The following is a 19049-nucleotide window of genomic DNA, read 5'->3' as shown; positions in this document are numbered from 1 at the left end:
TGGCTGTGGAGCACGGGTACACCAACAGCACGGTCGGCGACGGCGCTCTGGTCGTCAAGTGTTACCAGGGCCCGGAGGCCGCCTTCAGGCTGGGCACGGAGAGCAGATACCTGCGCCGGCTGCGCGGCCGGCTGCCGGTGCCGCGCGTGCACCAGATCACCGCCACCAGCCTGACCACCCGCTTCGTGGCCGGCGCCCACGGCCAGGACCTGCTGGACGAGGGCCGCGCCGCCGAGGTGCTGGCCGAGTGCGGCCGCGTCCTGGCCCGCATCCACCGCCTCGGCATCGTGCACGGCGACTACGGGCCCCAGAACCTGCTGTTCGACCCCGCCACGTTCGAGACCACCGCGATCCTCGACTGGGAGTGGGCCCACCCGGGCCGGCCGGTGGAGGACCTCGCCTGGTGCGAGTGGATCGTCCGCAGCCACCACCCCGAGCACGTCTCCCTGCTGCCGCGCTTCTTCGACGCCTACGGCGGCCCGGTGCCGTCCTGGGCCGAGCGGCAGGCGTCGATGGTGGCGCGCTGCCGGGACCTGCTGGAGTTCTGCGGCCGGTGGGAGCCGGGCGGGGGCGGCGAGAAGTTGTGGCGCGAACGCCTCGACCTCACCGCCGCCTGGAGCGCCTGACGCGTCCCGCGGTGCCCGAGCCCCGGGGGCGAGGCCCGGACGTCCTGACGGGATCAGCCGCAGTGGCTCCAGCCGCTGGTCCACACGTACGGCGACTCGTCCCAGGCGCCGCCCCACTTGACGCAGGTGTCCACGGCCGACAGGATCACCGGCCCGGCGTACGACTTGAACTCACCGGCGTCGGTCTTGGTCGCGCCGCCCTGCACGCTCAGCGTCGCCCGCATCCACCGCGTGTACGGCGTCTTGTTGACCGTCACCACGCAGTTCTTGCCGGTGCCGGAGTTGTAGGACAGGTAGATCGTGCCCAGCGCCGTGCTGCCGGACTTGAACGGGTGCGAGTCGATGACGCGGAACCCGGACCCGCACACGCCGGCCGGGTCCACGGCGGCGACGGCGGCCTGTGCGGGCAGGGCGGCGGCCAGACCGCAGGCGAGCACGCCCGCGGCGAAGAGCGTCTTGGTGATCGTGCGCATGTTCATCCTTACTGTCGCTCTTGAACGCCCGTCAGCTTCGCGCAGCGAGTGATCAAGAAAGCGAACAGCAGGCGAACAACACACAAATGCGATTTCGGTTCCCCCGTAATCCACGGCCTTCCGGCTCGCCCGGAGGACGACCGCGCAGGTGCGGCGGGGTCACCTCAGCGCCGCGGCGAGCCGCGTGATCTCCGCCACAGCGGCGCCGAGTCCGGCGATCTCCGCCGCGCTGAGCGTCGGGTTGGCCGCCCGCCTGGCCCTGGCCGCCGCCAGGTGCTCCGCCCCCGGCACGGCGTCGCCGAGCCCGGCCAGCAACCCGTCCAGGACGGCCCGTGCCACGTCCGCCATCCCGGTCGCCGGCTGGACCGCGACCTCGGCCAGGATCACCGCGGACATCGCGCGGTCGAGCGCGGGCGGCCCGTCCTCGGCGTTGGACCAGTCGATCACCACCGGCCCCCTGGGCGTCAGCATGACGTTGTCGGGGTGCAGGTCGAGGTGGAGCACCCGGTGCCCGGGATCGGCAGCCGTCCGCGCCGGGATCTCGTGCAGCCCGCGCAGCAGCCGCGCGAGGATCGTGCCCGCCTCCCGCGGCTCCATCCGGCCGTCGAGCATCGCGTGCAACATCGTCGGCCCGGCCAGCCGCTCCATCACCAGGTCGGCCGGCCCGTGACCGCCCGGGTGCACCCGCGGGACGGGATAGCCGCGGGCCGCCACGTGCGCCATGACCTCCGCCTCCCGCCGCGTGTCCGCCGGGAACCGGTTGCGCCGCAGCACCCGGTCCTCCCCGATCGCATACACGTCGGCCGTGCGGCCCGATCCCAGCAACTCGCCGATCTCCATCGGGTCCCCCTTCTCGTGGTGCCGGGCAAGTCTCCTGCGACATGCGCCCTGCTTTGGGGCAGGATCCCACCATGGTGTCGGTATTGCAGAACGTCGCGATCGACTGCGCGGATCCGTACGAGCTCGCCCGGTTCTGGAGCGAGGTGACCGGCTGTCCCGTCCACCCGGAGGACCGCCCGGGTGACGAGGAGACGCGGGTGATGCTGAAGGAGGGCCCGATCCTGCACTTCAACAAGGTGCCGGAGCCGAAGGCGGCCAAGAACCGGCTGCACCTGTGCCTGCGTCCCGACTCCACGCGCGACGAGGAGGTCGAGCGCCTGGTGCGCCGGGGCGCCACCCTGATCGCCGACCTGCGCGAGCCGGACGGCACCGGCTGGGCGGTGCTCGCCGACCCCGAGGGCAACGAGTTCTGCGTCCTGCGCAGCGCCGCGGAGCGCGCCGGGACGGCCCCGCACCCCTGACCGCGTGACCGCGCACCCGCACGGCCCGTCTCAGGGCCGTGCGGGCCTCAGCCCTTGATGGAGATGAGCTGCCGCAGGTGCGCCACGACCTCCACCAGGTCCCGCTGCGCGGCCATCACCGACTCCAGGTCCTTGTACGCCCCCGGGATCTCGTCGATCACCCCGGGATCCTTGCGGCACTCGACCCCGAACGTCTGCTCCTCCAGGTCCTTGACCGTGAACGTCTTCTTGGCCTTGGTCCTGCTCATCTTCCGGCCGGCCCCGTGCGAGGCCGAGTTGAAGGCCCGCGGGTTCCCCAGCCCCTTCACGATGTACGTGCCGGTGGCCATCGAGCCCGGGATGATCCCCAGGTCCCCGCTGCCCGCCCGGATCGCCCCCTTACGGGTGACGAGCACGTCCACCCCGTCGTAGCGCTCCTCGGCCACGTAGTTGTGGTGGCAGGAGATGGGCTGGTCGAAGCCGATGCCCGGCAGATGACTGCGCAGCACGTCGCAGACCAGGCCCATCATCAGCGCCCGGTTGCGGCGCGCGTAGTCCTGGGCCCAGTACAGGTCGCGGCGGTAGGCGTCCATCTCCGGGGTGTGGCCGAGGAACACCGCCAGGTCCCGGTCCACCAGGCCCTGGTTGTGGGAGAGGCCGCGGGCCACCCCGATGTGGTGCTCGGCCAGTTCCTTGCCGATGTTGCGCGACCCCGAGTGCAGGACCACCCACACCCAGCCCTCGTCGTCGGCGCACACCTCCAGGAAGTGGTTGCCGCCGCCGAGCGTGCCCATCTGCGCCTCGGCCCGCTCGCGGCGGGCGCGGACGGCCGGGGCCAGGTCGTCGAACTCGCGCCAGAACTCCGCCCACCCGGCCGTCCGCATCCCGTGCACCTTGCCGGGATCGACGGGCCGCTTGTGGTGCTGGAAGCCGACGGGGACCGCCTGCTCCAGCTTCCCCCGCAGGTAGGCCAGGTTGTCGGGAAGCTGCGACGCCTTGTACGACGTCTTCACGGCCGTCATCCCGCAGCCGATGTCCACCCCGACGGCCGCCGGCGACACCGCGTCCTTCATCGCGATGACCGACCCGACCGTCGCCCCCTTGCCGTGGTGCACGTCGGGCATGACGGCGACGCCATGGACCCAGGGCAGGTTGGCCACGTTCCGCAACTGCTGCATCGCCTGCGGCTCCACCGTCTCCGGCTCCGCCCACATCCGCAGCGGATGCCTGGTCCCGCTCACCTCGTTGTACGCCATGTCGCCTCCTCCCGGCCGCCTTCATGAACACGATCTATCTGGCCAGACACGACATACCCCCTGCAACCGATTTAGTACGGCTCCCGCCCCCGGAGATCTTGGCAAGCCCGGTCCGGGTCCGCGCTCCATTGGCTATGGTGACCGTGGTGTGCCGACATACACCCTGTATGCGTGCACCCGGGAGATATACCGTTGAGAACGGCCCGACCCCTCCAACCGATCGTGGCCGGGCAGCAGTTCGCCGTCGCGGAGAAAATGGGGCGCACATGATCGCCGTCGCCGACCAGCCGGACGAGCATCCGCTGGTCCACCAGGCGCTCGTCTACTCCACCGACGCCGGCTTCCTGGCCGCGGCCGTGCCCTTCTGCCGCGACGGGCTGGCCGCGCGGGACAGGGTGCTCGTGGTGACCACGGCCGCCAACATCGGCCTGCTCGCGCGGGCCCTCGGCGGCGACGCGGGCGAGGTCGAGTTCGTCGAGGCCGGCGGCTGGTACGACGCCCCGGGCCGCACCCTGGCCGCCTACGGCCGCTACCTCGACGCCCATCCCCGCGCCAGGGTGATCGGCGAGCCCGTCTGGCACGGCCGCACCCCGGTCGAGGAGGCCGAGTGGACCCGGTACGAGTCGGTGCTCAACGCCGCGTTCGCCGCCCGCGCGGCCTGGATGGTCTGCGCCTTCGACGCGCGCGCGGTGCCGGACCGGGTCGTCGGCGGCGCCCGCCGGACCCATCCGGGGCTGCTGACCGGTGACGGCCCCCGTGCCAGCACCGACTACGTCGAGCCCGAGTCCTTCAGCCACGCCTCCGACCACGACCCGCTGCCGCCCCCGCCGCCCGGGGCCGCCGGCCTGCGCTTCGACGGCGACCTGCACCGCGTGCGCCGGCACGTGCGGGCGACCGCCGAGCGGCTCGGCCTGTCCCGCGCCCTGACCGACCGCCTGCTGCTGACCGTCAACGAGGTCGCCGCCAACGCCGTCGAGCACGGCGGCGGGCACGGCGACCTCGCGATCTGGGCCGACGGGAACGCCGTCGTGTGCGACGTGACCGACCCGGGCAAGCTGACGGCCGTCCTGCCCGGCTACCTGCCGCCGGCCCCGACCGCCCTGCGCGGGCACGGCCTGTGGGTGGTGCGCCAGCTCTGCGACCTGCTCCAGGTGCGTTCCGAGCCGGCCGGGACCCGCTTCCGCCTGCACCTGCTGCGCGACTGACGACGCGGGCCGCCGCAGGGCTCAGCGCTTGGGGCCGGCGTCCGTCCAGCCGGCCTCCAGGACGGCCTCGGAGCTCGACACCATGCCCGGCTCAAGTCCTCCCCGCTGCCCGCGCGGCTCGACCAGTACGGTCTCGGTGCCCAGCGCCCGCCCGGTGGCCTCGTCGAAGATCAGTCGGCTCTCCCGCAGCCCGGTCCTGTCGTCGTCCTGCCGGATGGCCGCGGCCGTGCCGGTGCGGCCCTCGGCGTCGGTGACGTTCTCGATGACCTTGACGGAGCCGAGCCCGGCCAGCATGCGGAAGGCGGCCCCGCGTACCTGCGGCGTCACCGGCATGTCGACGATCAGTCCGACGCTGACGGTGAACAGCCAGGTGTCGGAGGCCATCTCCACGCTGGACGACTCGGTCGAATGCCCGTCGTAGCTGTCGAGCAGCCACTTCTTCAGCTTCGCCGGCTCGTCCGGCAGGCCGCGCAGGTCCTTCATCGTGACGTTGCGGCCGAGCCAGAACACCTTGTCGCCGTCCACGAGGGGGGTGTGGCTGGTCGTGGGCTTGCCTTCCGAGGTCGGCAGGCGCAGCCGGCTCAGCTTCTTCGCGGGCGGGACCACCTCGATCTCGCCGGGCGAGCCGGCCCGTTCCCAGGCCAGCCGGTCGGCCTCGGTCGCGGGCAACGCGCCGAGCCGCTGCTGGCGGCTCCACTGCTCGCCGCCGGTCGCGCGCGGCGTCCACTCCTCGTTGCGCTCCCGGTCCACCACCAGGTAGCCGCCCTGGACGGCCGGGTAGACGTACCTGCTCACCGACGAGGTGTACCACCAGTCGCCGGTGCGGTCGGGCTGCCGGTCGGCCTTCTCCGCGGCGGCCAGCAGCACCTCCCTGGCCGACAGCGTGACCTTGCGCGGCGTCGCCGACGCGCTCTGCCCGGCCTGCGGAGCCTGCTTCCGGGGCGCCGGAGCCGCGTTCCCCGCCACCACGACGGCCACCGCGGTCGCCCCAGCCGCGAGGGCCGCGAGCCCCCACACCGGCCGTACGGCCGTGCGCCGGCGCCGGGACCCGCGCGGCCCGGACATGGCGTGCGCGAGCTCGGCGGCCCTGGTGTGCTCGTCCACCGGCCGGTCGCCGAGGTGCGCGGGCCGCGCGGCCCGGAGTTCGTCCATCGGGTTCATGACCACTCCTCGCTGAGGTTGCGCACGTAGTGACGGGACGGTTCGGCGGACTCCATGGCTCGCGTGAGCCGCTTGCGGGCCCGGTGCAGCCGGACGCGGAAGGCCGCCGACGAGCAGCCGACGACCCGGGCGCCCTCCTTGGGCGACAGCCCGTGCCAGGCGACCAGCATGAGCACCTCCCGGTCGTCCTCGTGCAGCTCGGCCAGCGCGCGCAGCACGCCCATGCGCTCGGTCACCTGCTCGGCCACGTCCGGGCGGCCGTCCTCGGTCCACGAGCTCAGCTCGGCGGCCAGCGCGTCCCTGCGCGCCTGCGAGCGGGCGTCGTCGCGCAGGAGGTTGCGCGCCACGCCGAGCAGCCACGGCAGCGGCGGCTCGGGCACGTCGTCCAGCCGCCGCCACGCGATGGCGAACGTCTCGCTCACCACCTCGTCGGCCACCTGCCGGCCCGCACGACTGACCGCGTAGGCCCACACCCGTTGTCGGCATTCGTCGTACATGCCGGTGAAACGGTGGGAATCATCCGTCACCGCGCAGCCCCTTCGTCCCTGATGCGTTCTTCTGACACCGGGAAGTGGTGGGAACGTCCGTGTTGTTACAGCTCGCCGGAAAAAGCAGAGGCCCCGCCCCCGGTGGCGTTCCGGGACGGGGCCTGCTCGACCTGGCCTACTTGGCGTTGGCCTTGAGGTAGTCGCTGTTCATCTGGGCGATCGTGTCCAGCGGGATGCCCTTGGGGCACACCGCCGTGCACTCGCCGGTGTTCGTGCAGCCGCCGAAGCCCTCGGCGTCCATCTGGTCCACCATGGCCTTCGCGCGGGTCAGGCGCTCGGGCTGGCCCTGGGGCAGCAGGCTGAGGTGGGTGATCTTGGCGGCGGTGAACAGGGAGGCCGAGCCGTTCGGGCAGGCGGCCACGCAGGCGCCGCAGCCGATGCAGGTCGCGGCGTCGAACGCGGCGTCGGCGTCCTCCTTGCGCACCGGGACGCTGTGCGCGTCCGGGGCCGAGCCGGCCGGGACCGAGACGAAGCCGCCCGCCTGGATGATGCGGTCGAACGCGCTGCGGTCCACGACCAGGTCCTTGACCACCGGGAACGGCGCGGCGCGCCACGGCTCGATGGTGATCTCGGCGCCGTCCTCGAAGTGGCGCATGTGCAGCTGGCAGGTCGTCGTGGCGCGCTGCTCGCCGTGCGCCACGCCGTTGATGACCATGCCGCACATGCCGCAGATGCCCTCACGGCAGTCGTGGTCGAAGGCGATCGGGTCGTCGCCCTCCAGGATCAGCCGTTCGTTCAGCACGTCCAGCATCTCCAGGAACGACATGTCCGGGGACACGTCCTCCACCCGGTACGTCACCATGCGCCCGGCGTCCGAGGGGGCGCTCTGACGCCAGACCTTGAGGGTCAGGTTCACTTGTAGCTCCGCTGGGTCATCTTGACGTACTCGTACTCGAGCGGTTCCTTGTGCAGCACCGTCTCGCCGGAGGGCGTGCGCTCCCAGGCCGAGACGTGCGCGAAGTGCTCGTCGTCGCGCAGGGCCTCGCCGTCGGGGTCCTGGGACTCGGCGCGGAAGTGGCCGCCGCAGGACTCGGTGCGGACGAGGGCGTCCAGGCACATGAGCTCGGCCAGGTCGAAGAAGTCGGCGACGCGGCCGGCCTTCTCCAGGACCTGGTTCAGCTCCTCGGCGGTGCCGGACACCTTGACGTTCTTCCAGAACTCCTCGCGCAGCTCGGGGATGCGCTCCAGGGCCTTGCGCAGCGACTCCTCGGTGCGCTCCATGCCGCAGTAGTCCCACATGAGCTTGCCCAGCTCGCGGTGGAAGGAGTCGGGGGTGCGGGTGCCGTTCACCGACATCAGGCGGTCGATCCGGGTCCGGACCTTGATCTCCGCCTCGGCCACGGCCTCCTCGTCCACCTCGCCGTACGGGCCGTTGGCCAGGTAGTCGCCGATCGTGGTGGGCAGCACGAAGTACCCGTCGGCCAGGCCCTGCATCAGCGCCGAGGCGCCGAGCCGGTTCGCGCCGTGGTCGGAGAAGTTGGCCTCGCCGATCACGAACAGGCCGGGGATCGTGGACTGCAGGTCGTAGTCCACCCACAGGCCGCCCATCGTGTAGTGGACGGCGGGGTAGATGCGCATCGGCACGTCGTACGGGTTCTCGCCGGTGATGCGCTCGTACATCTCGAAGAGGTTGCCGTACTTCTTCTCCACGGCGTCGCGGCCGAGCCGGCCGATGGCGTCGCGGAAGTCGAGGTAGACGCCGAGCCCGCCGGAGCCGACGCCGCGGCCCTCGTCGCAGACGTTCTTGGCGGCGCGGGAGGCGATGTCACGCGGGACGAGGTTGCCGAAGGCCGGGTAGATGCGCTCCAGGTAGTAGTCGCGCTCCTCCTCCGGGATGTCGCCGGGGGCCCGGTCGTCGTCCTTGCGCAGCGGCACCCACACGCGGCCGTCGTTGCGCAGCGACTCCGACATCAGCGTCAGCTTCGACTGGTACTCGCCGGAGACCGGGATGCAGGTCGGGTGGATCTGCGTGTAGCACGGGTTCGCGAAGTACGCCCCGCGCTCGTGCGCCCGCCAGATGGCCGTCGTGTTGCAGCCCTTGGCGTTCGTGGACAGGAAGAACACGTTGCCGTAACCGCCGGTGGCCAGCACCACGGCGTCGGCCAGGTGCCGCTCGATCTCGCCGGTCACCATGTCGCGCACGATGACGCCGCGCGCCCGGCCGTCGGAGACGATCAGGTCGAGCATCTCGTGGCGGGTGTGCATCTCCACGGTCCCGGCCGCGATCTGCCGCTCCAGCGCCTGGTAGGCGCCCAGCAGGAGCTGCTGGCCCGTCTGGCCGCGGGCATAGAACGTGCGGGAGACCTGGGCGCCGCCGAACGAGCGGGTGTCCAGCAGGCCGCCGTACTCGCGGGCGAACGGCACGCCCTGGGCCACGGCCTGGTCGATGATGTTCACCGACACCTGGGCCAGGCGGTAGACGTTCGACTCGCGGGCGCGGAAGTCGCCGCCCTTGACGGTGTCGTAGAAGAGCCGGTAGATCGAGTCGCCGTCGCCGCGGTAGTTCTTGGCGGCGTTGATGCCGCCCTGGGCGGCGATGGAGTGGGCGCGCCGGGGCGTGTCCTGGTAGCAGAACGACTTGACGTTGTAGCCCAGCTCGCCCAGGGTCGCCGCGGCCGAGCCGCCCGCCAGTCCGGTGCCGACGACGATCACGTTGAGCTTGCGCTTGTTGGCCGGGTTGACCAGCTTGGCGCTGAACTTCCGCTTCTCCCACCGCTCCTCGATGGGACCGGCGGGCGCCTTGGTGTCCCGGATCTCCGAGCCTTCGGTGTACTTCACTTCACAACTCCGAACGTGATGGCGAGGGGCGGGGCCAGGAAGCCGACGACCAGGACCGCCGAGACGAGGGCGGCCGTCAGGCGCAGGCCGCGGTAGCGGCTGCGGTTGGCCCAGCCCAGCGTCTGGAACGCGCTCCAGATGCCGTGCCGCAGGTGCAGGCCGACCATGACGACGGCCACGAGGTAGATGAGGGTCACCCACCAGCGGGACGGGTCGAAGCCGGCGACCATGCGGTCGGCGGGCTCGGAGTCGAAGCCCTTGGGGTTGACGACGCCGAAGGTCAGGTCGAGCAGGTGCCAGATCACGAACAGCAGGATCGTCAGGCCGCCGAACCGCATGATGTGCGTGGCGTAGCCGTTGGCCTGCGACTTCTTGGCCACGTACTTGACCGGACGGGCCTTGGCCGCCTTGCGCGCCAGCGAGATCGCGGCCCACATGTGCAGCACGACCGAGACGACGAGCCCGATCTCCAGGATCGTCAGCACCGTCCGGTACGGCGCGATGGGCTCAAGGAGCGTGCGCAGGGCGACGGCGTACTCGTTGAACGAGTCCTTGCCGAGGAAGATCTTCAGGTTGCCCAGCATGTGCAGGACGAGGAAGGACACCATCACGGCGCCCGTGACGGCCATGACGACTTTCTTGCCGTTCGACGAGCTCAGGAACCGGCTCGGCTTCTTGGACGTCGGTGCGGGCGAGGCACCCTTGGGGGCGTTAACAGGCGCGGTGGCGGCGCCGCGCTCTATCGTGGCAGTCACGTTTGAACGCTAGGTATCCAGCAATGATCCGTCCAAGTCATCGCGGATCTGGTTTCCATAGCTTCCGGCTATGATGCTTGGTTTATACGGTCGGCATAAGGAAAAATGCTCGGCCGGTGCGAGGAAAATCACATGCAGTTGCAGCAGCTCGCCTACTTCGTCGCGGTCGCGGAGACCAGGCACTTCACCCAGGCGGCCGAGCGCATGCGGGTCGCCCAGCCCTCGCTCAGCAAGCAGATCAAGGCTCTGGAGAACGATCTCGGCGCCCCGCTGTTCTCCCGCGCGCGCGGCAACGTCACGCTGACGGCCGCGGGCGAGGCGCTGCTGCCGCTGGCCCGCCGGATGCTGGCCGACGCCGACACCGCCCGGCAGGAGGTGGCCGAGCTGGCCGGGCTGCGCCGGGGCCGGGTGCGGCTGGGGGCCACGCCGTCGTTGTGCGCGGGCCTGCTGGCCGACGCGCTGGCGCGCTTCCACCGGGCCTACCCGGGGGTGGAGCTGCTGGTGGAGGAGGGCGGCTCGCGTGACCTGGTCAGGGCGCTGGCCAGGGGGCAGCTCGACCTGTCGCTGATCATCATGCCGCTGCAGAGCGACGACCCCTCCCTGGTGACCGAGGAGATCCTGCGGGAGAACCTGGTCGTGGTCGCGCCCTCGCACGAGCGGGCGCGGGGGCCGTACCTGCGGATCGAGGACCTGCGCGGCCGGCAGATGGTGATGTTCCGGCGCGGTTACGACCTGCGCGAGGCCACCCTCGCCGCCTGCCGTCAGGCCGGGTTCGAGCCCCGGTTCTCGGTGCAGGGCGGCGAGATGGACGCGGTGCTGCGGTTCGTGGAGGCGGGGCTCGGCGTGGCCGTGGTGCCGTCGATGGTGCTCGACGGGCGGCCGGGGCTGTCCGGCACGCCGCTGGCCCCGCCCGGTCTGAGCCGGACGATCGCCCTGGCCCACCGCAAGGACGTCGAGCCGACCAGGGCAGCGCAGGCGTTCCGGGAGACCCTGCTCGCCTTCGTGGTGGAGGCCGGACAGGAAGGCACGCTTCCGCAAGGGGTCGAGCTCATCGCAGAATGAGCAGCAACAGCCCGACTCCCCCGGGAAGGCATTGTGTGACGGCAAACCTCAACGAGCCGCTGACACTGCTCCTCATCGAGGACGACGACGGCGACGCCTTCCTCGTCGAAGAACTGCTCAACCAGGCCGAGGCGCCACCGACGATCTTCTGGGCGCGCAGCCTCCAGGAGGCCAAGGCCAAGCTCGACCCGACGATCCAGTGCGTCCTCGTCGACCTCACCCTGCCCGACGCCAGCAGGCTGGAGGCGCTGGAGGAGGTGCTGGCGCTGGCGCCGCACGCGGCCGTCCTGGTCCTCACCGGCCTCAGGGACGTGCACGTCGGCGTGGCCGCCGTACAAGCGGGCGCCCAGGACTACCTGGTCAAGCAGGACATCGACGCCCGCCTGCTGGCCAGGTCGATCAGGTACGCCATGGAGCGCAAGCGCGCCGACCTGGCGCAGCTCAGGCTGTTCGAGGCCGAGCTGACCGCCAAGGAGAACGCCCGCCTGGAGAGCGGCCTGCTGCCCGTGCCCCTGCTGCGCACCGAGGCGATCACGCACCAGATCCGCTACCTGCCGGGCAACCAGGGAACCCTGCTGGGCGGCGACTTCCTCGACATGGTCCAGACCGCCGACGGCGCGGTGCACGTCGTGGTGGGCGACGTCTGCGGCCACGGGCCCGACGAGGCCGCGCTCGGCGTGGCGCTGCGCATCGCCTGGCGCACGCTGGTGCTGGCCGGTCAGACCGACGACACGCTGCTGCGCACGATGGACGCCCTCCTGCGCGCCGAGCGCAAGGCGCCCGAGATCTTCACCACGCTCTGCATGGCCACCTTCACGCCCGACCTGCGCCAGGCCCGGATGCGCGTGGTCGGGCACCCGCCGCCGGTGCTGATCCGCGACGGCGTGCCCGCGGTGCTGGCCGGCACGCCCTCGGGGCCGCCGCTCGGCATCTTCCCCGACGCCGAGTGGACGGTCATCGACGTGCCCCTGGGCGAGGACTGGTCGATCATGCTCTACACCGACGGCCTGATCGAGGCGGCCGTCGGCGGCCAGAAGGAGCTGCTCGGCGTCGAGGGCCTGGTCGGGCTGGTGCGCGAGCACGGCGTGATCGACCTCGACCGGCTGATCAGGCACGCCGGCAGGCTCAGCGACGATCTCGCGGTGGTCCTGGTGTCGAGGAGGAAGGCATGAGCATCCATCCGCTGCCGCCGCCGAAGGCGCCGACCGGGCTCGGCCGGCTGCCGGTGGCCCGCTGGTTCCTGGCCATCGGCGTGCTGGCGGGGTTCGCGTTCGCGACCGGCGTGGTGGTCACCATGTCGATGATCGCGCACGCGCGGGCCCTGGGGCCGAGGCCCGAGATCGCCGCGCAGCTCGACCGGCTCAACGTGGCGCTGATCGTGCTGTTCGGGGTGCTGCTGGCGGGTGGGGCGGGCCTGGCGTTCGTGATCAGGTACGCCGTGCTCAAGCCCATCGACCAGCTCACCGAGCAGGTCCGCACGGTCGCCGCCGGCGACTTCGACCACCGGCTCGGCGTCGACCGGCCGGCCGAGCTGAGCGAGCTGTCCAGCCACGTCGACTCCATGCGCCGCCGCATCCTCTCGGCCTGGCGCGGGGCCGCCGACCAGGCCGACGAGCTGCGCAGGTCCAACGGCGAGCTGGAGCAGTTCGCCTACGTCGCCAGCCACGACCTGCAGGAGCCGCTGCGCAAGGTCGCCAGCTTCACCCAGATGCTGGAGCAGCGGTACGGCCCGCAGCTCGACGACCGCGCCCGCCAGTACATCCACTACGCGGTCGACGGCGCCAAGCGCATGCAGCTCCTGATCAACGACCTGCTCGACTTCTCCCGGGTGGGCCGGGTGAGCGGCGAACGGCTGCCGACCGACTCCGGTGAGGCCCTGGACCGGGCCCTGGAGAACCTGTCGGCCACGATCGAGGACACCGGCGCCACCGTCACCCGCGACGGCCTGCCCGTGGTCGAGGGCAACCGGACGCAGCTCACGCAGCTCTTCCAGAACCTCGTCGAGAACGCGATCAAGTTCCGCTCCGAGGACCCGCCGCGCGTGCGCCTGACGGCCGAGCGCAAGGGCGACATGTGGGAGTTCAGCTGCTCCGACAACGGCATCGGCGTCGAACCCAAGTACGCCGACCGCATCTTCCTGATCTTCCAGCGGCTCCACCCCCGGGACGTGTACCCCGGCACCGGCATCGGCCTGGCGCTCTGCCGGAAGATCGTCGAGTACCACGGCGGGCAGCTCTGGCTCGACGCCGAACCGGCCGATCAGGGCACGACGTTCCGCTGGACGCTGCCGGCGGCGGGAGGCGACGCATGACGGACTGGCGCCCGATCGACGTGCTCCTCGTGGAGGACGACCAGGGGGACATCCTGCTCACCAGGGAGGCGTTCGACCTCAACAAGGTGCGCAACCGGCTCAACGTGGTCAACGACGGCGAGCAGGCGATGGCCTACCTGCGGCAGGAGGGCGCCTACGCCGGCGCGCCGCGGCCCGACCTGATCCTGCTCGACCTCAACCTGCCCCGGATGAACGGCCTGGAGGTGCTGAGCGAGGTCAAGGCCGACGCCGCCCTGCGGACGATCCCCGTGGTGATCCTGACGACCTCGGAGGCGGAGGAGGACATCCTGCACAGCTACCGGCTGCACGCCAACGCCTATGTCGCGAAGCCGGTGGATTTCGAGCAATTTATCCGTGTTGTCCGGCAAATAGATGATTTTTTCGTGACCGTCGTGAAGCTGCCGGCCGCCGGTCCGCGGCCCTGACGCGTATACGTGACAGGAATCACAGTAGGTCATCGAAAAAGTGAGTGACCCCGCTCACAAAATCGTATGCGGTCGTCGTAACGTATCCCCCACCAATGCGCGCCCAGAGCGGTACCGCACCCGCCGTACGCGCGCCCAGTGAAACGACCCGGACCCCCCTGTGTGCAGGGTCCGCGGGAGGTGGAGAGGTCCGCGATGACCCAGACGACGCCCGAAGCCCCGCTCAGAAGGCAACGTGCCCAGGTGAGGGTGCGCACGCTGCGCACCGACAGGTGGTGGCTGGTCCCGCTGCTGACCTTCCTCGGGCTCAGCTCGTTCCTCGTCTACGGCGTGTGGGCGATCATCGACGGCAGTTATTTCGTCGATCCGTACATCGCCCCGTTCGCCTCGCCCTGTCTGACCACGGCGTGTCCCGAGGGCGCGCGGCTGTTCGGGTGGGCGCCGATCGGCGACTGGTTCACCCTGCCGCCGGGGCTGCTCATCCTCGGCCTGCCGGGCGGGTTCCGGCTCACGTGCTACTACTACCGCAAGTCGTACTACCGGTCGTTCTGGCTGTCGCCGGCCGCGTGCGCCGTCCAGGAGCCGCACGGCAAGTACACCGGTGAGACCCGGTTCCCGCTGATCCTGCAGAACATCCACCGGTACTTCTTCTACGCGGCCATCGTGATCGGCCTCGTGCTGGCCTACGACGCCGTCCTGGCGCTGGTGCACAAGCCGCAGGGCCTCGGCACCTGGATCCTGGTCGTCAACGCCGTGCTGATCAACACGTACACGTTGTCGTGCCACTCCTGCAGGCACATCACCGCGGGCAGGCTCAACCACTTCTCCCGTCACCCGCTGCGCTACAAGGCCTGGACGTTCGTCTCCAAGCTCAACGCCAAGCACCAGCAGCTCGCCTGGGCCTCGATGTTCTCGGTCATGATCGCCGACTTCTACGTCCGCATGGTCGCCAAGGGCGTCATCGCCTTCCCGTTCGCATAAAGGACTTCTTCCAGTGGAAATCGAGCGTCACGAATACGACGTCGTCGTCATCGGTGCGGGCGGCGCCGGGCTGCGGGCCGCCATCGAGGCCCGTCAGCAGGGCAAGCGCACGGCGATCGTCTGCAAGTCGCTGTTCGGCAAGGCCCACACCGTCATGGCCGAGGGCGGCGCGGCCGCCGCGATGGGGAACGTCAACTCCGACGACAACTGGATGGTGCACTTCCGTGACACCATGCGGGGCGGCAAGTTCCTCAACAACTGGCGCATGGCCGAGCTGCACGCCAAGGAGGCCCCCGACCGCGTCTGGGAGCTGGAGGCGTGGGGCGCGCTGTTCGACCGCACCAAGGACGGCAAGATCAGCCAGCGGAACTTCGGCGGTCACGAGTACCCGCGGCTCGCACACGTGGGCGACCGTACCGGCCTGGAGCTGATCCGCACCCTCCAGCAGCGGGTCGTCGCGCTGCAGCAGGAGGACTTCGAGACGCACGGCGACCACGAGGCCTACATCAAGGTCTTCGCCGAGTGCACGGTCACCCGCCTGCTGAAGGACGGCGACCGCATCTCCGGCGCGTTCGGCTACTGGCGCGAGACCGGCAACTTCCTGCTGTTCGACGCCCCCGCCGTGGTCCTGGCCACCGGCGGCATCGGCAAGTCGTACGTCGTCACCTCCAACTCCTGGGAGTACACCGGCGACGGCCACGCCCTGGCCCTGCTCGCCGGCGCCAACCTGATCAACATGGAGTTCATCCAGTTCCACCCCACCGGGATGGTCTGGCCGCCGTCGGTGCGCGGCATCCTCGTCACCGAGTCCGTCCGGGGCGACGGCGGCGTGCTGCGCAACTCCGAGGGCAAGCGCTTCATGTTCGACTACATCCCCGAGGTGTTCAAGGACAAGTACGCCACCACCGAGGAGGAGGGCGACCGCTGGTACACCGACCAGGCCAACAACCGGCGCCCGCCGGAGCTGCTGCCGCGTGACGAGGTGGCCCGCGCGATCAACTCCGAGGTCAAGGCGGGCCGCGGATCGCCCCAGGGCGGCGTCTTCCTCGACGTCTCCACCCGCCTGCCGGCCGAGGAGATCAAGAAGCGGCTGCCGTCGATGCACCACCAGTTCAAGGAGCTGGCCGACGTCGACATCACCGCCGAGCCCATGCAGGTGGGCCCGACCTGCCACTACATCATGGGCGGCGTCGAGGTCGACGCCGACACCGGCGCGGCGGCCGTGCCCGGCCTGTTCGCGGCGGGCGAGGTGTCCGGCGGCATGCACGGGTCCAACCGGCTGGGCGGCAACTCGCTGTCCGACCTGCTGGTGTTCGGGCGACGCGCGGGCGCGGGCGCGGCGGCCTACGTCGACGGGCTCAAGGCCCGTCCCAAGGTCGTCCAGGAGCTCGTGGACGCGGCCCGCGAGGAGGCCCTGGCGCCCCTCCAGCGCGACGGCGAGAACCCGTACGAGGTGCATCACGAGCTCCAGCGGACGATGAACGAGCTGGTCGGCATCATCCGCAAGGCCGAGGAGGTCTCCGAGGCCATGGAGGTCGTGGAGAAGCTCAAGGAGCGGGTGCGCCAGGTCGGCGCGGCCGGCTCGCGGATCTACAACCCAGGCTGGCACCTGGCCATCGACCTGCGGAACATGGTCCTGGTCTCCGAGTGCGTGGCCCGCGCCGCCCTCCTGCGCGAGGAGAGCCGCGGCGGCCACACCCGCGACGACTTCCCCGGGATGAACCCGGAATGGCGCCGCAAGCTGCTCGTCTGCTCCACCGCGGACGGCACCGACGTCCAGGTCGTGGAGAAGGTCCAGCCGTCCATGCGCGACGACCTGATCACCCTGTTCGACCGGGACGAGCTGAAGAAGTACCTCACCGACGAAGAGATGGCCGAGTTCGACGGGATTGCCAAATGAGTTACAAGGCGAAGTTCAAGGTCTGGCGTGGTGAGGGCGGCGAGGGCAAGCTCGAGGACTTCACGGTCGAGGTGAACGAGGGCGAGGTCGTCCTCGACATCATCCACAGGCTGCAGGCCACGCAGGCCCCGGACCTGGCGGTGCGCTGGAACTGCAAGGCCGGCAAGTGCGGCTCGTGCAGCATGGAGATCAACGGCAAGCCGCGTCTGGGCTGCATGACCCGGATGTCCACCTTCTCCGAGGACGAGACCATCACGGTCACCCCGATGCGGACCTTCCCCGTCATCAAAGACCTGGTCACCGACGTGTCCTTCAACTACCAGAAGGCCCGCGAGATCCCCTCGTTCACCCCGCCGGCGGGCGTCCGGCCCGGCGAGTACCGCATGCAGCAGGTCGACGTCGAGCGCTCGCAGGAGTTCCGCAAGTGCATCGAGTGCTTCATGTGCAACAACGTCTGCCACGTGATCCGCGACCACGAGGAGAACAAGCCGGCCTTCGCCGGTCCGCGTTTCCTCATGCGGATCGCCGAGCTGGACATGCACCCGTACGACGTGGCCGACCGGCAGGAGTCCGCCCAGGAGGAGCACGGGCTCGGCTACTGCAACATCACCAAGTGCTGCACCGAGGTCTGCCCCGAGCACATCAAGATCACTGACAACGCGCTGATCCCGATGAAGGAGCGCGTGGCCGACCGCAAGTACGACCCGCTGGTCTGGCTGGGCAACAAGATCTTCAAGCGCGCCAAGTAGGCGGAAAAGCGGAAGCGGGGGCCGGACGGATCCGGCCCCCGCTTCCGCTTTGTGCTACTTGCGGCCCCAGCGCTTCTTCCGGCTCTTGGGGTCCTGCATCTCCTTGGTGGCGCCCTCGGGGGGCTGCGGCGGCAACGGCTGGACGACCGTCGCGGCGTCCCCCTCCGGCGGCAGGTACGGCGGCGGCCGGTAGCCCTCCGGCGGCTCCGGCTGCTCGGCCTGCGGTCGCACCGGCGGTCGGGGCTGCACCGGCTGCTTCGGCTCGAACAGGGACGGGCCCTGCTGCCAGGGTTCGGAGTCGCCGCTCTCGGCCGCCGCCGCCGGGGCGAGCGGGAACTCGCGCTCGTCCTCGTACGGCTTCCCGCCGCCCGGCGGGATCTCGGCCGGCGGCTGCTCGGCCGGGATCAGCGGCTCGAACGGGTCACGGTAGTCCTGGGCGGGCTGCGGCGGCTCGTTGTAGGAGTCGAACTCGTCCGGGTGCAGCACGACGGGCTCGGGCGGGGTCGCCGGCATCGTGGCGGGCATGTTGGCGGGCACGGTCGGCGCCGGCTCGGGCGGGTAGCCGCCCTGGGGCCCGTACGGGTCGTGGTAGGCCGGGTCGTGGTGGGCCGGGCCGTAGCCGGGCTGCCCGGCGGGGTAGGTCTGGATCGGGACGAAGCTGATGATCGGCGCGTACGCCGTGCCTCCGGGGTAGCCGGGGGCGGGGAAGGACGCCGTGGCGTAACCGGGTCCGGCGGGGTAGCCGGGCGGGGGCGCGTCCGGGCGGCCCATCGGGGAGGCCATCGGGGGGCCCGCCTTGCGCACGGCCGCCGCGTGGGCCATGCGGCGCAGCCGTCCCTCGAAGATGAGCACCGCGAACAGCGCGAGCAGGACCAGCACCAGCGCCGGGATGCTGAGCTTCTGCGTCAGCGACTTCTGGTCGAACTCCGGCGCGGCCGCGCGCACCTCGAGCTGGACCGAGTCCGTGGTCGGGGCGGTGTCGGCGGTCAGCGGGGCGGTCGTGGCGGGCGGGTCCGTCGGCGCGACGGACGGCATCTCGACGGACGGTTCCGTCGTCTGCTCCGTGGGCAGCGGCCCGGCCGTGGTCTGCGCGGTGGGCAGGGGCGCCAGCGGCTGCTGCGTCGTCTCCTGGACGGGCGGGGGCGTGGGGGCCGTGGTGGTCTTGGGCGGCTTCGGGGCCTTCGTGGTCTTCGTCGGGCTCGCGGTGACGGTGTGGGTGATCGTCGTCTCCGGAGCCTCCTCCGGCGTGGGCGTGCCCAACGTCGTCGTGACCGTGACCGTGGTCTGCGGATCGCAGGTCTGGCCCGCGTCGCACGGCTCCACCGCCGGGTCGAACGCCGCGCGGCTGACCGAAGCGCTCGCGCTCTGACCGACGAAGGGAGCCACGCCGACGCCCGTGAGCCCGAGCGCTAGGACGATCGCGGACACGGCCGTCGCTCGCGTGCGTGCCACCGGAGCCCTCCGCATAGTCCCGGAACCATGGTCAAGGGAATACTAGTCGGGTCAAAGCAACAGTAA

At 70.9% G+C, this 19049-nt stretch carries 19 protein-coding genes; 10 read left to right on the top strand and 9 right to left on the bottom strand.

Going from position 1 to position 19049, the window contains the following annotated elements:
* The first annotated feature begins 5 nt into the window (after nucleotides 1-5).
* Complete coding sequence (locus AB0J46_RS31295) at nucleotides 6-626, top strand: phosphotransferase (protein WP_364337800.1); 621 nt, start codon at nucleotides 6-8, stop codon at nucleotides 624-626.
* A 53-nt stretch (nucleotides 627-679) separates the two neighbouring features.
* Here the strand turns inward: AB0J46_RS31295 and AB0J46_RS31290 are convergent, their stop codons facing one another.
* Nucleotides 680-1099, bottom strand: a complete 420-nt coding sequence (locus AB0J46_RS31290) for a spore-associated protein A (protein ID WP_358294424.1) — start codon at nucleotides 1097-1099, stop codon at nucleotides 680-682.
* Nucleotides 1100-1258: 159 nt separating this feature from the next.
* Complete coding sequence (locus AB0J46_RS31285; protein ID WP_364337799.1) at nucleotides 1259-1939, bottom strand: phosphotransferase; 681 nt, start codon at nucleotides 1937-1939, stop codon at nucleotides 1259-1261.
* Nucleotides 1940-2010: 71 nt separating this feature from the next.
* Between AB0J46_RS31285 and AB0J46_RS31280 the strand changes: the two genes are divergently transcribed.
* Nucleotides 2011-2400 carry a VOC family protein gene (locus AB0J46_RS31280; protein ID WP_358294425.1) on the top strand — a complete coding sequence of 130 codons (390 nt, stop codon included), beginning with the start codon at nucleotides 2011-2013 and terminating at the stop codon, nucleotides 2398-2400.
* A 47-nt stretch (nucleotides 2401-2447) separates the two neighbouring features.
* On the opposite strand, the gene AB0J46_RS31275 is transcribed toward AB0J46_RS31280, so the two are convergent.
* Nucleotides 2448-3635 carry an RtcB family protein gene (locus AB0J46_RS31275; protein ID WP_364337798.1) on the bottom strand — a complete coding sequence of 396 codons (1188 nt, stop codon included), beginning with the start codon at nucleotides 3633-3635 and terminating at the stop codon, nucleotides 2448-2450.
* A 266-nt stretch (nucleotides 3636-3901) separates the two neighbouring features.
* Between AB0J46_RS31275 and AB0J46_RS31270 the strand changes: the two genes are divergently transcribed.
* A complete protein-coding gene (locus AB0J46_RS31270) occupies nucleotides 3902-4840 on the top strand; it encodes a sensor histidine kinase (RefSeq protein ID WP_364337797.1) in 939 nt (312 codons plus the stop codon).
* Nucleotides 4841-4861: 21 nt separating this feature from the next.
* On the opposite strand, the gene AB0J46_RS31265 is transcribed toward AB0J46_RS31270, so the two are convergent.
* The 5 genes from AB0J46_RS31265 to AB0J46_RS31245 all read right to left on the bottom strand — a co-directional run bounded on the left by AB0J46_RS31265 (nucleotide 4862) and on the right by AB0J46_RS31245 (nucleotide 10082).
* Nucleotides 4862-6001 (bottom strand): CU044_5270 family protein, encoded by a 1140-nt coding sequence (locus AB0J46_RS31265; RefSeq protein ID WP_364337796.1) that lies wholly within the window; start codon nucleotides 5999-6001, stop codon nucleotides 4862-4864.
* Complete coding sequence (locus tag AB0J46_RS31260; protein ID WP_364337795.1) at nucleotides 5998-6528, bottom strand: RNA polymerase sigma factor; 531 nt, start codon at nucleotides 6526-6528, stop codon at nucleotides 5998-6000. Before AB0J46_RS31260 ends, AB0J46_RS31265 begins: the two co-directional genes overlap by 4 nt.
* Nucleotides 6529-6664: 136 nt before the next feature.
* Nucleotides 6665-7405: a succinate dehydrogenase/fumarate reductase iron-sulfur subunit gene (locus AB0J46_RS31255; RefSeq protein WP_352352916.1), complete on the bottom strand. Its 741-nt coding sequence runs from the start codon at nucleotides 7403-7405 to the stop codon at nucleotides 6665-6667.
* Entirely contained in the window at nucleotides 7402-9327 is a 1926-nt protein-coding gene (locus AB0J46_RS31250; RefSeq protein WP_364337794.1) for a fumarate reductase/succinate dehydrogenase flavoprotein subunit, read from the bottom strand. Before AB0J46_RS31250 ends, AB0J46_RS31255 begins: the two co-directional genes overlap by 4 nt.
* Nucleotides 9324-10082: a succinate dehydrogenase cytochrome b subunit gene (locus AB0J46_RS31245; RefSeq protein ID WP_352352918.1), complete on the bottom strand. Its 759-nt coding sequence runs from the start codon at nucleotides 10080-10082 to the stop codon at nucleotides 9324-9326. Before AB0J46_RS31245 ends, AB0J46_RS31250 begins: the two co-directional genes overlap by 4 nt.
* A 132-nt stretch (nucleotides 10083-10214) precedes the next feature.
* On the opposite strand from AB0J46_RS31245, the gene AB0J46_RS31240 reads away from it, so the two are divergent.
* From AB0J46_RS31240 to AB0J46_RS31210, 7 genes are all read left to right on the top strand, one after another.
* Nucleotides 10215-11144 (top strand): LysR substrate-binding domain-containing protein, encoded by a 930-nt coding sequence (locus AB0J46_RS31240; RefSeq protein WP_352324155.1) that lies wholly within the window; start codon nucleotides 10215-10217, stop codon nucleotides 11142-11144.
* A gap of 35 nt (nucleotides 11145-11179) precedes the next feature.
* Nucleotides 11180-12316, top strand: a complete 1137-nt coding sequence (locus AB0J46_RS31235; RefSeq protein WP_364337793.1) for a fused response regulator/phosphatase — start codon at nucleotides 11180-11182, stop codon at nucleotides 12314-12316.
* Nucleotides 12313-13455 (top strand): ATP-binding protein, encoded by a 1143-nt coding sequence (locus AB0J46_RS31230; RefSeq protein ID WP_364337792.1) that lies wholly within the window; start codon nucleotides 12313-12315, stop codon nucleotides 13453-13455. The genes AB0J46_RS31235 and AB0J46_RS31230 overlap by 4 nt, the downstream gene beginning before the upstream one ends.
* Complete coding sequence (locus AB0J46_RS31225) at nucleotides 13452-13901, top strand: response regulator (protein WP_364337791.1); 450 nt, start codon at nucleotides 13452-13454, stop codon at nucleotides 13899-13901. Before AB0J46_RS31230 ends, AB0J46_RS31225 begins: the two co-directional genes overlap by 4 nt.
* Nucleotides 13902-14096: 195 nt before the next feature.
* A complete protein-coding gene (locus tag AB0J46_RS31220) occupies nucleotides 14097-14882 on the top strand; it encodes a hypothetical protein (protein ID WP_352324159.1) in 786 nt (261 codons plus the stop codon).
* A 13-nt stretch (nucleotides 14883-14895) separates the two neighbouring features.
* The gene (locus AB0J46_RS31215) at nucleotides 14896-16782 is read left to right on the top strand and encodes a fumarate reductase/succinate dehydrogenase flavoprotein subunit (RefSeq protein WP_364337790.1); all 1887 of its coding nucleotides are present in this window, start codon (nucleotides 14896-14898) and stop codon (nucleotides 16780-16782) included.
* On the top strand, nucleotides 16779-17531 hold the full coding sequence (locus AB0J46_RS31210) for a succinate dehydrogenase/fumarate reductase iron-sulfur subunit (RefSeq protein ID WP_352324162.1): 753 nt from the start codon (nucleotides 16779-16781) through the stop codon (nucleotides 17529-17531). Before AB0J46_RS31215 ends, AB0J46_RS31210 begins: the two co-directional genes overlap by 4 nt.
* A gap of 54 nt (nucleotides 17532-17585) precedes the next feature.
* On the opposite strand, the gene AB0J46_RS31205 is transcribed toward AB0J46_RS31210, so the two are convergent.
* On the bottom strand, nucleotides 17586-18983 hold the full coding sequence (locus AB0J46_RS31205) for a hypothetical protein (protein WP_364337789.1): 1398 nt from the start codon (nucleotides 18981-18983) through the stop codon (nucleotides 17586-17588).
* Between the last annotated feature and the right edge of the window lie 66 nt (nucleotides 18984-19049).

Origin of the sequence: Nonomuraea sp. NPDC049758 (genome assembly GCF_040674635.1) — a bacterium.
In the GTDB taxonomy this organism is placed as follows: Bacteria; Actinomycetota; Actinomycetes; order Streptosporangiales; family Streptosporangiaceae; genus Nonomuraea.
The sequence above is the reverse complement of the archived record's forward strand: the minus strand, read 5'-3'. Positions and strand labels throughout refer to the sequence as shown.

Coding starts and splice junctions, on each gene's coding strand:
- AB0J46_RS31290 (WP_358294424.1), bottom strand. CDS start 1,099: ATGCGCACGATCACCAAGACGCTCTTCGCCGCGGGCGTGCTCGCCTGC.
- AB0J46_RS31240 (WP_352324155.1), top strand. CDS start 10,215: ATGCAGTTGCAGCAGCTCGCCTACTTCGTCGCGGTCGCGGAGACCAGG.
- AB0J46_RS31270 (WP_364337797.1), top strand. CDS start 3,902: ATGATCGCCGTCGCCGACCAGCCGGACGAGCATCCGCTGGTCCACCAG.
- AB0J46_RS31210 (WP_352324162.1), top strand. CDS start 16,779: ATGAGTTACAAGGCGAAGTTCAAGGTCTGGCGTGGTGAGGGCGGCGAG.
- AB0J46_RS31225 (WP_364337791.1), top strand. CDS start 13,452: ATGACGGACTGGCGCCCGATCGACGTGCTCCTCGTGGAGGACGACCAG.
- AB0J46_RS31230 (WP_364337792.1), top strand. CDS start 12,313: ATGAGCATCCATCCGCTGCCGCCGCCGAAGGCGCCGACCGGGCTCGGC.
- AB0J46_RS31265 (WP_364337796.1), bottom strand. CDS start 6,001: ATGAACCCGATGGACGAACTCCGGGCCGCGCGGCCCGCGCACCTCGGC.
- AB0J46_RS31285 (WP_364337799.1), bottom strand. CDS start 1,939: ATGGAGATCGGCGAGTTGCTGGGATCGGGCCGCACGGCCGACGTGTAT.
- AB0J46_RS31220 (WP_352324159.1), top strand. CDS start 14,097: ATGACCCAGACGACGCCCGAAGCCCCGCTCAGAAGGCAACGTGCCCAG.
- AB0J46_RS31275 (WP_364337798.1), bottom strand. CDS start 3,635: ATGGCGTACAACGAGGTGAGCGGGACCAGGCATCCGCTGCGGATGTGG.
- AB0J46_RS31280 (WP_358294425.1), top strand. CDS start 2,011: ATGGTGTCGGTATTGCAGAACGTCGCGATCGACTGCGCGGATCCGTAC.